Raw genomic sequence first — 11,892 nt, forward strand, 5'->3', positions numbered from 1 at the left:
GACAACGGAGTAACAGCGCGTGGACATCATCTCGACCTATTGGCCGCATGTGCTCGCCGCTCTCTCCATAGCCATGGGCAGCGTCGCGGCGGTGCATGCGGCGATGACCAAGCGCGACGTGCCTTCCGCGATCGGCTGGGTCGGCGTCATCATCCTGTCGCCCATCCTCGGAGCGCTGATCTACATGGTGGCGGGCGTCAACCGAATCCGCCGCAAGTCGCTGCTCCTGCGCCGGCACGTTCCCCATTCGGCGGTCGAGACGATCCTCGCATCCCATATCGTCGACGACGAAACGTATGCGCAGCGGTTCGGAGCGCGCATGGCCTCCCTGAAAAGGCTCGGCGATCGGGTCGCCTCCAGTCCATTGGTGGACGGAAACCAGATCGATCTTCTGGGAAGCGGTGACGAGACCTACGACGCCTTCTGCACGGCGATCGATGCGGCCGATCGGTCCATCATTCTGGAAACCTATATCTTCGACCGCGACCGCGTCGGTAAACGCATCGCCGACCGGCTCATCGCGGCGCGGCAGCGGGGCGTCGAGGTGCGCGTGCTGATCGATGCCGTCGGCGCACGCTATTCGGTGCCCAGCATTCTGCCCTATCTCGAAGCCGGAGGGGTCACCGTCGCCTCGTTCAACGGGCAGGTCATCATGGGACTCAGGCTGCCCTATGCGAACCTGCGCACGCACCGCAAGATCATGGTGGTCGACGGTTTGATCGCCTTCGCCGGTGGCATGAACATTCGCGCCGGCTTCAGCGGCGTGGCGGCGAACCGCGATACACATTTCCGCGTGCATGGGCCGCTTGTCGCCGATCTGTTCGCCGTTGCGGCGGAGGATTGGCATTTCGAAACCGGGGAAACCCTGTCCGGCGAGCCCTGGATTTCGTCCGGGATCGGGGTCGCAGGGCCGCAAGCGGCGTGCGCCAGGGCCGTGGTCTCCGGTCCTGATTCGACGATCGAGACCAATCACAAGCTTCTGACAGGCGCGTTCTCGATCGCGGAAAAATCGATCCGCATCATGTCTCCCTATTTCCTGCCTGACAATGTCTTCCTCGGCGCGCTGGCCACTGCCGCCCGGCGTGGCGTTGCGGTCGAAATCGTGGTGCCCTCGCAGAACAATCTCGCCATCGTCGCGCGGGCGATGATGGCCCAGTTCGCGATGGTGCTGAAGGATGGTAGCCGTGTTTTCCTGTCGTCCGGGCCCTTCGATCATTCGAAGCTTCTGGTGGTCGACGGCAACTGGGCTTTCGTCGGCTCCTCCAACCTGGATTCCCGGTCGCTGCGCCTGAACTTCGAGATCGACCTCGAGGTGCATGACCCCAATTTCGCGCGGAAGGTGGAGGCGCGGATTCTCGCGGCCCGCGATGGCGGTACCGAGCTGAAGCTGGACCAGCTGAAAGCGCGGCCGTTTCCGCTGCGCCTGACCGACCGCATCTTCTGGCTGGGGTCGCCCTATCTATGAGATGGAGCGTGGACGGGAAGGGAGCGGGAACTTTGCGATGAAGACGAACGACACCAACCTTGCCCGTGCGCTGATCGCCTCCATCCGTAATCGCAAGCGGCGTCCGTCGCAGCATCCTGGATACGTCCTCGACGGCGACAGCATGCTGGTCGCGTCCTACAACGTGCACAAGTGCGTGGGCACCGATGGCCGGTTCGATCCGTCCCGCGTCATGGAAGTGATCCGCGAAATCGGTCCCGATGTGATCGCGCTGCAAGAGGCGGACATGCGGTTCGGCGAGCGTGCCGGGCTGCTCGACCTGCCGCGTCTGAGGCACGAGACGGGGCTCGTTCCGGTACCCGTCACGTCGAATCCGAAATCGCATGGCTGGCACGGCAATGTGCTGCTGTTTCGGCAGGGTGTCGTCAGCGACGTGCATCAGGTCAAGCTACCGGGCCTGGAACCGCGTGGCGCGCTGCTCGCTGAAATCGACCTCGAGCGCGGCGCCTCGATCCGCGTCGTCGCCGCCCATCTCGGACTGATGCGCTGGGCGCGCCGCCAGCAGGCCGACACTCTGCTCGAATTGCTGGGTGGCCGCGACGACCGGCCGACGATCCTGATGGGCGACTTCAACGAATGGCGCCTCGGCAATGGTTCGGCGCTCAACCGGCTCGAAACCTTGTTCGGGCCCCTGCCGCCGGCGCTGCCGAGCTTTCCAGCACGCATGCCGGTGCTGTCACTCGACCGTATCCTCGCCAACCGTCAGGGCCTCATCGGCAATCTTGCCGTTCACGACACGCCGCTTGCCCGCAAGGCCTCCGATCACCTGCCACTTACTGCCAGGATCGATCTCACAGCCTGCCTAAGCTAGACGTCTCGCAGGTTTCCATTCGGCGAATTTGCGTTATGAGAATTGCAGACGATTCCGGAGGATGCCATGGCCGAACAGCTCGTTCCCGTCGAGACCCTGACCGAGGAGCAGGCGAAAGCCGAACTCGAGCGGCTGGCGCGCGAGATCGCCCATCACGATGCGCTGTATCACGGCAAGGACCAGCCGGAGATTTCCGACGCCGACTATGACGCGCTGAAGCGTCGCAACGACGAGATCGAGGCGCATTTTCCGACACTTGTTCGGACCGACAGCCCCTCGCAGCGCGTCGGCGCGGCCCCTGCCGGCGTGTTCTCGCAGGTCACCCATGCCCGGCCGATGCTGTCGCTCGACAACACGTTTTCGGACGAGGATGTCGCCGACTTCGTTTCGTCCGTTTACCGCTTTCTCGGAAAGCTGCCGGACGACTCCATCGCCTTTACCGCCGAGCCGAAGATCGACGGGCTGTCGATGTCGTTGCGCTACGAGAACCGCGAACTGGTGACAGCGGCGACACGCGGCGACGGCACGACCGGCGAAAACGTCACCGCCAATATCCGCACGATCCGCGAAATCCCGAATACGCTGCCGGCCGACGCCCCTGATGTCGTCGAGGTGAGGGGTGAGGTCTACATGGCCAAGTCCGACTTCATGGCGCTCAACGCGCAGATGGAGGCGGAGGGCAAGCAGACCTACGTCAACCCGCGCAACACCGCCGCGGGCTCGCTGCGCCAGCTGGATCCGAAGGTGACGGCAAGCCGCAAGCTGCGGTTCTTCGCCTATGCCTGGGGCGAGATGTCGGAGATGCCTGAAGACACCCAGTTCGGCATGGTCGAGGTGTTCAAGCGTTGGGGCTTTCCGGTCAATCCGCTGATGAAGCGGCTCTCCTCGACGCAGGATATCCTGGAGCACTACCGCCAGATCGGCCTTCAACGCGCCGAGCTCGACTACGATATCGATGGTGTCGTCTACAAGGTCGACCGGCTCGACCTGCAGGAGCGTCTGGGTTTCCGTTCGCGCTCGCCGCGCTGGGCGACGGCGCACAAGTTCCCGGCCGAACAGGCCTTCACCACCGTCGAGGCGATCGACATCCAGGTCGGCCGCACCGGCGCGCTGACGCCGGTTGCGCGGCTGACGCCAGTCACCGTCGGGGGTGTCGTGGTGACCAATGCGACGCTGCACAATGCCGACTACATCGAGGGCATCGGCAATTCCGGCCAGCGCATCCGCGAGGAGGAGCACGATATCCGTATCGGCGACACCGTCATCGTGCAGCGGGCAGGGGATGTCATCCCGCAGGTGCTTGACGTCGTCATGGAGAAGCGGCCGGAGGGGGCGGCGAAGTACCAGTTTCCCACGAAGTGCCCGGTTTGCGGCAGCCATGCTGTCAGGGAAAAGAACGAGAAGACCGGGAAGCTCGATTCCGTCACGCGCTGCACCGGTGGCTTCGTCTGCTCGGCGCAGGCGAAGGAGCACCTCAAGCACTTCGTCTCGCGCAACGCCTTCGACATCGAGGGCCTCGGCACCAAGCAGGTCGACTTCTTCTTCGAGAGCGAGGATCCGGCGATCAGGGTCCGGACGGCGCCGGAAATCTTTACGCTCAAGCGCCGCCAGGAGGGCTCGGTCCTCACTCGACTGGAAAACATCGAGGGCTTCGGCAAGGTCAGCGTCAAGAAGCTGTTCGATGCCATCGACGCCCGCCGCGAGATCGCCCTCAACAGGTTCATCTACGCGCTCGGCATCCGCCACGTGGGCGAGACCACCGCCAAGCTGTTGGCGCGCTCCTACGGCTCCTATGCGGCTTTCGCGGCGGCCATGAAGGAGGCCGCGCCGCTCCATGGTGAGGCCTGGAACGAGCTGAACGCCATCGAAGGGATCGGCGAGGTGGTGGCAACCGCGATCGTCGAGTTCTTCAAGGAGCCGCGGAACACCGCCGTCATTGAAGACCTCCTTCAGGAAGTCACACCGCTTGACGCGGAAGCGCCGACAGCGAGCGGAAGCCCAGTCGCCGGCAAGACGGTTGTCTTTACCGGTTCGCTCGAAAAGTTCACCCGCGACGAGGCGAAGGCGCGGGCGGAATCGCTGGGCGCCAAGGTGGCGGGTTCCGTGTCGAAGAAAACCGATTACGTCGTGGCCGGCCCCGGCGCCGGATCCAAGCTCGACAAGGCCCGCGAACTCGGCGTCACCGTCATGGACGAGGACGAATGGCTGGCGCTGATCGCCGGCTGAGTGATCGTAGATCCTTCGGAAGTGAAGAGGGCGCCTCGCGGCGCCCTCAGTCGTTCCGTCATGCGGCCGGCTGTGCTTTATCGTCGTCCTCGCGCGGTATCCGGAACCAGGCGACGTAGAGCGCCGGCAGGAAGAGCAGGGTCAGGACGGTGCCAACGACGATGCCGCCCATCATGGCGTAGGCCATCGGTCCCCAGAACACTTCGCGCGAGATGGGGATGAGCGCGAGCGTCGCGGCCGCTGCGGTGAGCATGATCGGCCGCATGCGGTGCTCGGTCGCTTCCACAACGGCTTTCCATGGCGAGATACCTTCGCTCCGCAACTGCTCGATCTGGACGACGAGGATGACGGAGTTGCGGATCAGGATGCCGACCAGCGCCAGCACGCCGAGGATGGCGACGAAGCCCATGGGCGCGTTGCTGAGCAGCAATGCCGCGACGACGCCGATCAGGGCGAGCGGGGCGACCGCGAAGACCAGGAACAAGCGGCTGAAGCTCTGCAACTGGATCATCAGGATCGTCGCCATGGCAAACAGCATCAGCGGCGCCACGGCAACGATCGGCCCCTGCGATTCCGCGCTCGATTCCACCGAACCGCCGACCTCCACCTGATAGCCCGCCGGCAGCGACCGGGCGAACTCGTCGATTGCCGGTTTCAGCTGCTCGACGATGGTCGCCGGCTGGGTCGGGCCGATCACGGCTGCTTTGACGGTGATCGTCGGGATACGGTCGCGGCGCGCGATCACAGGCTGTTCGAGCTCGTAGCGGAACTTGGCGATTGCCGAGAGCGGCACGGACTTGCCGCTGGTGCTCGGCAATTGCAGGTTCTTCAGCGTCTCGATCGAGCCGCGTTCGGAATCCTGCGCCCGGCCAATGACGTCGATCAGGTAGATGTCGTCACGGACCTGCGTCGCGGCCGATCCCTCGACGATGCTGTTGAGGCCGGTGGCGATGTCCTGCGAGGAGATGCCAAGCTGGCGAGCCTTGTCCTGCAGCACGTCGACCTTCACGACCCGCGAGGGTTCGTTCCAGTCGAAGGTCATGTTGGAGAGCAGTGGATGGCCGTTGACGATCGAGCCGAGCCTGCCGGCAAGTTCGCGCACCTTCTGCACGTCCGGACCACCGATCCGGTATTGTACCGGCTTGCCGACCGGCGGGCCGATGTCGAGCAGCTTCACGAAGGCGTCGGTGCCGGGGAAGGTCTTGACGAGATAGTCCTGCAGATCGGCGCGCAGGCGGTCGCGTACTTCGAGGTCCTTTGTGACGATGACGACCTGGCCTGTCGAGGGGGCGGGTGTCGCAACGTCATAGGAGAGGATGAAGCGCGGCGCCCCTTCGCCGACATAGGTCGACCAATGGTCGATGTCGGGATTGCCGACGAGCTTCTCCCGCTCGAACTGGGCGATCTGCCGGTTCGTTTCGGCGATCGTGCTGTTGTGTGGCAGGTCCCAGTCGACGATCAGTTCAACGCGGTCGGAGGCAGGGAAGAACTGCTGCTGCACGAGACCCAGGCCGCCGACCGACACCGCGAAGACGACGACGGTGGCGATAATGGTCACCCAGCGCCAACGCATGGCGAGCGCCAGCAGCGATGCGAAGGCACTCGCGAAGCGGCCCTTCTTCTCGTGGTGGGATTTCATCGTCTTCGGCAGGATCGTGACGCCGAGCAGTGGGGTGAACAGCACCGCCACCACCCAGGAGACGATCAGCGAAACCGCGATGACGACGAACAGCGTGAAGGTGAATTCGCCCGCTGCGCTGCTGTTGAGGCCGATCGGGATGAAGCCGGCGACGGTGACAAGCGTACCGGTCAGCATCGGGAAGGCGGTTGAGGTATAGACGTGGGTCGCCGCCTTGCGCAGCGTATCGCCGTGCTCAAGCCGCGACACCATCATTTCGACCGCGATCATGGCGTCGTCTACAAGCAGCCCGAGCGCGATGATCAGCGCACCGAGCGAGATGCGCTGCAGCGAGATGCCGGTGTACTCCATGAAGACGAAGGTGATCGCCAGCACCAGCGGGATGGAGATGGCGACGACCATGCCGGCGCGCATGCCAAGGCTGATGAAGCTGATCGCGAGAACGATGACGATCGCCTCGAACAGGGCCCTGGTGAAGCCCGAGACGGCTTCCTCGACCACCTTCGGCTGATCCGAGACCCGCTCGACGTGGACGCCGATCGGCAGGTCGGCGACGACGCGGTCGAGCTGGGCGTCGAGCTGCTCGCCGAAGGTCAACAGGTTGGCGCCGGTCTTCATGCCGATGGCAAGGCCGATCGCCGGCTCGCCCTTGAAGCGGAACAGCGAAGACGGCGGATCGACATAGCCACGCTTGATCGTGGCGATGTCGGTCAGCGGGAAGAAGCGGTCGTTGATCCTCAGATTGATGGCCTTGAGGCTGTCTTCGGAGGTGAACTGGCCGCTGACGCGCAGGGCGATCCGTTCTGCACCCGCTTCGACGACGCCCGATTGTGTCACGGCGTTCTGCGCCTGCAGCGTGGCGATGACGGACTGCTGGTCGATGCCGAGTGCCGCGATCTTGCGGGTCGAGAATTCCAGATAGATCGCCTCGTCCTGCGCACCGATCACATCGATCTTGCCGACATTCGGCACGGTCAGCAGCTTGGCGCGGGCGTCCTCGACGAGGTCGCGCAACTGGCGCTGTGTCAGGCCATCAGCGGTGAAGGCGTAGATGTTGCCGTAGACGTCGCCGAAGCTGTCGTTGAAGGCGGGACCAACGACACCGCTCGGAAACTCGCCCCTGATATCGTTGACCATATTGCGGACGCGGACCCAGTTGTCCTGCACGTCCTTCGCTCTGGTGGTGTCGAGCAGTTCGACGAAGATCGTCGTCTGGCCGGCCCTGGTGATGCTTCTCGTATAGTCGAGCGCATCGAGCTCCTCGAGCTTCTTTTCGATCCGATCGGTCACCTGAAGCGTGACTTCCTCGGCCGAAGCGCCCGGCCACTGGGCGTTGATGATCATCGTCTTGATCGTGAACGCAGGGTCCTCCTCGCGTCCGAGATTGATGTAGGAGAGCGTGCCCGCCACGATGAAGATCAGCATGAAGTACCAGACGAGCGAACGGTGCTCGAGCGCCCAGTCGGAGAGGTTGAAGGATTTCACTTTGTCATCTCCTGATCGACGCGGATGGACTGGCCTTCTTCGAGCGTGTTGACACCGGCGGTGACGATCCTGTCACCGGGCTCGACGCCGGAAAGGATCGTGACCGGTCCTCCGGCGGAGGGATCGCCGTCGATGGTCACCGGTCGGAGAGCCACCTTGGCGGCGGAGACGTCGACGATCCAGACGGAATGCGCGGCGCCGTCGGTCCTGATGGCGGAGGCGGGGAGGCGGATCGCCGGTTCACCGCCGTTGGTCGCGGTCGCCGTCACCACTGAGCCAAGCCGCATGACCTCCGGCGGTTCGACCAGCGTCAGTCGCGTGCGGAACGTCCGGGTGGCGGCATCGGCTTCGGGGGCGATTTCGCGGACGATGCCGCGCGCCCGGACCGACGGATCGAGCTGCAGGGACACATCGAAAACCGATCCCGGCTGCAAAAGTTTTCCGGCGGTCTCCGGTGCATCGATCACTGCATCGCGCTCCTCCGGTCGTGCGACGGTGGCGATCGTCTGTCCTGGAGAGACGACCTGGCCGATTTCGGCCGAAGTGCTTGTGACGACGCCGTCGAATTCGGCGACCAGCTGCGCGTAACCGAGCTGCTCGTTCGCCTTGGCCAGATTGGCTTTCGCCTTGGCGACAGCGGCTTCCGCCGTCTTGCGCTCCAGCTGCGCCGTCTCATAGGCGGCCTTGGCGCCGGACTGGCGTTCGAACAGGGTTTTCTGGCGCTCCTCGGTTGTGATGGCGTTGGCGAGCTGCGCCTCGCTGTTGGCGAGGTCGGACTGCGCGCTCTTCACGGCAAGTTCAAGCGCCAGCGGATCTATGGCGGCGAGAACGTCGCCCTTCTTCACGAGATCGCCGGTCTGGACATTGCGGGCGACGACGCGCCCGAGAATCCTGAAGCCGAATTCGGTCTCGATCCGTGCCTCGACGATGCCGGGCAGGGCAAGCTTGACCGCGGGCTCGGCGATCGCCACGACCGAGAGTACTGGCCGGGGTTCCGTCGCCGCCTTCTGCTCCTCGTCCTGACAGGCCGATAGAGCCGTGCCTGCCAGGAGGACCAGGACGAGTTTACACACTTTGTTCATTGGGCGGCCCCCTCGTAGGCAACGACATCCCCGTCGCTGATGAATTTGGTCCCCGCCGTGACGACGATTTCGCCGGGCTTGAGGCCGGAGCGGACCGAAAAACTCTCGCTGCCATAGACCAGGATCTCGACCGGACGCAGAGATACCTTGCTCGTCTGCGGATCGACGACCCACACGGCGGGCCGCCCCCCGTCGGAAGCGATCGCCGACCAGGGCAGTTCGATCGTGTCGACAGGCGTGTAGCGCGCCGTTGCGACGACAGGGCTGCCGAGGCTCACCTGAGGATCCCCTTCGATCGCCAGCTTGACTCGGATCGTGCCGGTGCTGGTGTCGATGGTCGGGGAAATTTCGCGAACCATCGCCTTCATCGGCGCGCCGCCGCTCAGCGGCCGAACCTCGACCTCGTCTTCGATCGTGCGGCCAAGGCCGAGACCGAGAAACAGCGACTCGTCGGCGTTGAAGACGGCGTCACGCGGTCCGTCCTGGGCGAGGGTGAAGATCAGCTGGGCCGCCTGCGCCACCTGTCCCACCTCTGCATTTCTGGCGGTGATGATGCCGTTGGCGTCGGCCTTCAGCTCTGTCTGCGCTAGGGTATCGCGGGCCGTGTCGACCTGGGCCTTGGCCGAATCGACTGTCGCATCGGCCCTCAGCAGCGCCTCGCGGGCCTCGTCCAGCGCGGCGCGGGTCGAAACACCCGTCGTGAACAGGCTCTGCTGTCGGTCGAAAGCCTGCTGTGCCTGCGTTTGCTGCGCCTCGGCCGATTGCAGCGTGGCGAGCGCCACCTGCAGGTCGGCCTGCTGTTCCTCCGAGTCGATGCGGGCCAGCACCTCGCCAGCCGCGACCCGGTCGCCGACATCGGCCAGCCGCTCAATGATGCGGCCGCTGATGCGGAACGACAGTTCGGACTGCACGCGCGCATTGATTTCACCTGTGCTGGACACCTTCTCCGACCAGGGCGTTGCCCTGACTGTCACCGTTTCCACGTGTCGGGGAGCCTTGTCGCCTGCCTCTTCCGCCGGAGCGCAGGCGGCCAGGGAGGCGCATGAGCACGCCACCAGAAGTATTGTACGGAGCCGTTGCATGATCGCCTCTTGAATATCGGTGGCAAATCTGTATCGTTGAATGACTCGTTAGTCAATGAATTTCCGTCGCGGAGGCGATGAAAGGTATATCGATGATCAAGGCCAGAAAGCTCACGCGCGCAGAGCAGAAGGCGCTACGGCCCATCCAGATCCTCGACGCGGCGTTCGAAGAGTTCGTCGCGAACGGTTTTTCCGCTACACGAGTGGAGGACATCGCGGATCGGATCGGGGTCACCAAGGGCACGATCTATGTCTACTTCCCGACAAAGGAGGACCTGTTCTCGGCGATGATCCGGCATGTCTCTGTGCCGATCGAGGATCTCTTGCGGGAAACGGACGGCCTCAGCGGCTCGTTCGCCGACCAGCTCCGATCGTTTTTCCAGATCGCCTATGAGAAGGTGACACAGGACCGGCGTGCGAAGGAACTGCTGCGTTTCGTCGTGGCGGAGGGCACGCGTTTTCCCGAAGTCATCGATGCCCACCACGCCGAACTCATCGAGCCGCTGATCGGCCGTACGCAGCAGATTTTGGACGAGGGCATCGCGGCCGGAGAATTTCGCTCCTCGCCGACCGTCAACGCCGACATCATCGTCGCGCCGATCCTGACCCTGATGATCGACCTGTTGATCTTCGACAGCCGGCGAACGGTCGACCTGCCGGCCTACATGGAAGCCCATCTCGATTTGGTACTGAAGGGCATCTCCGCCGCTCGGGATTGAGGAACGGTGAGCAGGCAGCGATCAAGCGAACCCCCGGCTGCCAACGATGCCCTTATGGCTCGGTGTAGCCGACGGGACGGAGCGACATCGACAGCTCGGCCGGATCGCGATCGAAGATCACGGCGCCGCTGCTTTTCGATTGGGCCGGAACGTAGTCGAAGGTGATTTCGGCGTCTTCCACCGTTTCATCGCCGTCGGACAGTTCCCCGCGCACGACGACGGCGGCTGCTGTCGTGCCGGACCGGTTCTGGACATCGAACGACACCCTGAAGCCTCCCGCGATCTGCTCGACCTGCGTCGCGTGCACGACGAGTTCGGGCGGCTTCTGTTCGCCGGCCACCGCTTCGTAGGCGATCCAGATCACCAGGCTTGCGACCAGCAAACCGGAGACGACACCGGTGACCCACTCGATCCAGTGAGGCTTGCCGGATTCGGGAAATGTCTGTTTTGCAGGAGACATGGCGACCTCACAGGATCAGGCGGGCTGCCGCGGCGCCGATCGCCGCGGGCATGGAGAGAACGATCACGGACATCGCAACCGTCAGCATGGCGCTGTCGTTGAGACGTTCGAACGTCCAGAGCGAATAAAGGCTGATGAGAAGGGCGATGGCGTAGCCGGGCAGGGTGAAGCGCACGAACGCATGCCAGCGAGGCGCATCCTTCTCCATGCTGTGTCCGCCGTCGAAGGAGACGGCGTAGACGAAGCCGTGCATCACGGCGAGAGACAAAAGGATCGCAACGAGCGCGTGCCAGTAGGTCATCTTGTAGGAGACGAGGATCATCTCCTCGGTCGGAGCGATGTTCAGCGACAGGAACAGGGCGCCGATCGCCATCAGGAAAAGCTCGCTGACATAGGAGGTACGTCGATCCGTGTCCTCGTCGTCATCCTCTGTCTCGTCGCTCGTCCCAAGCTGACTGCGGCCGAGCAGGGCGCCAATGCTGGCGGGTACTGCCTGTACCGCGATCTTGCCGATGATCTCGTCGAGCGGCATGTGGTTCTTGATGACGCCGAACAGCACGAGGATCGCACCGCTCGCGACGATGCCGATACCGTAGGCAACGAGCGCGTCACGGATCGACTGCCGCCACGTCGCGGTATGCTCGAAGCCGATCCGGTGGGAAAGCACTGCGAGCAGCGGCATGTTCAGAAGCAGGAGAAGCAGCAGTTTGTCGCGAGAGAGATAGACGCCGAGGGCCCACATCTCCATCGTCATCAGCATGGGAAGCGAGAACAGGAGTGCGCTTGCTCCGCCGCGCGCCAGCCCCCAGATAAACCGCGAGGCGGCGTGCCGATCGACACTGTCATCTTTCAGGCTGGTCTGCTGACCCATGAATACCCCGTCC

The 11,892-nt window shown here is 63.9% G+C and carries 9 protein-coding genes; 4 read left to right on the forward strand and 5 right to left on the reverse strand.

Annotated features, from left to right (window positions below):
• Positions 1–73: 73 nt before the first annotated feature.
• From cls to ligA, 3 genes are all read left to right on the forward strand, one after another.
• Positions 74–1,465 carry a cardiolipin synthase gene (gene cls / locus J5J10_RS05325; RefSeq protein WP_211931143.1) on the forward strand — a complete coding sequence of 464 codons (1,392 nt, stop codon included), beginning with the start codon at positions 74–76 and terminating at the stop codon, positions 1,463–1,465.
• Between the two features lie 37 nt (positions 1,466–1,502).
• Entirely contained in the window at positions 1,503–2,315 is an 813-nt protein-coding gene (locus J5J10_RS05330) for an endonuclease/exonuclease/phosphatase family protein (protein ID WP_211929119.1), read from the forward strand.
• Between the two features lie 66 nt (positions 2,316–2,381).
• The gene (gene ligA / locus J5J10_RS05335; protein ID WP_211929120.1) at positions 2,382–4,541 is read left to right on the forward strand and encodes an NAD-dependent DNA ligase LigA; all 2,160 of its coding nucleotides are present in this window, start codon (positions 2,382–2,384) and stop codon (positions 4,539–4,541) included.
• 58 nt (positions 4,542–4,599) lie between these two features.
• Here ligA and J5J10_RS05340 read toward each other — a convergent pair whose 3' ends face one another.
• The 3 genes from J5J10_RS05340 to J5J10_RS05350 are packed head-to-tail and all read right to left on the reverse strand — an operon-like array spanning position 4,600 to position 9,829.
• Positions 4,600–7,665 (reverse strand): efflux RND transporter permease subunit, encoded by a 3,066-nt coding sequence (locus J5J10_RS05340; protein WP_211929121.1) that lies wholly within the window; start codon positions 7,663–7,665, stop codon positions 4,600–4,602.
• The gene (locus J5J10_RS05345) at positions 7,662–8,747 is read right to left on the reverse strand and encodes an efflux RND transporter periplasmic adaptor subunit (RefSeq protein WP_211929122.1); all 1,086 of its coding nucleotides are present in this window, start codon (positions 8,745–8,747) and stop codon (positions 7,662–7,664) included. Before J5J10_RS05345 ends, J5J10_RS05340 begins: the two co-directional genes overlap by 4 nt.
• A complete protein-coding gene (locus J5J10_RS05350; protein ID WP_211929123.1) occupies positions 8,744–9,829 on the reverse strand; it encodes an efflux RND transporter periplasmic adaptor subunit in 1,086 nt (361 codons plus the stop codon). The genes J5J10_RS05345 and J5J10_RS05350 overlap by 4 nt, the downstream gene beginning before the upstream one ends.
• A 92-nt stretch (positions 9,830–9,921) precedes the next feature.
• Between J5J10_RS05350 and J5J10_RS05355 the strand changes: the two genes are divergently transcribed.
• Positions 9,922–10,548, forward strand: coding sequence for a TetR/AcrR family transcriptional regulator (locus tag J5J10_RS05355; RefSeq protein WP_208551473.1), 627 nt, complete (start codon positions 9,922–9,924; stop codon positions 10,546–10,548).
• A gap of 52 nt (positions 10,549–10,600) precedes the next feature.
• Here J5J10_RS05355 and J5J10_RS05360 read toward each other — a convergent pair whose 3' ends face one another.
• A complete protein-coding gene (locus tag J5J10_RS05360; RefSeq protein ID WP_208551472.1) occupies positions 10,601–11,008 on the reverse strand; it encodes a TIGR02588 family protein in 408 nt (135 codons plus the stop codon).
• A gap of 7 nt (positions 11,009–11,015) precedes the next feature.
• Positions 11,016–11,879, reverse strand: a complete 864-nt coding sequence (locus tag J5J10_RS05365) for a TIGR02587 family membrane protein (protein ID WP_211929124.1) — start codon at positions 11,877–11,879, stop codon at positions 11,016–11,018.
• Positions 11,880–11,892: the final 13 nt, after the last annotated feature.

The organism is Ciceribacter sp. L1K23 (assembly GCF_018122705.1).
Classification (GTDB): Bacteria; Pseudomonadota; Alphaproteobacteria; order Rhizobiales; family Rhizobiaceae; genus Allorhizobium.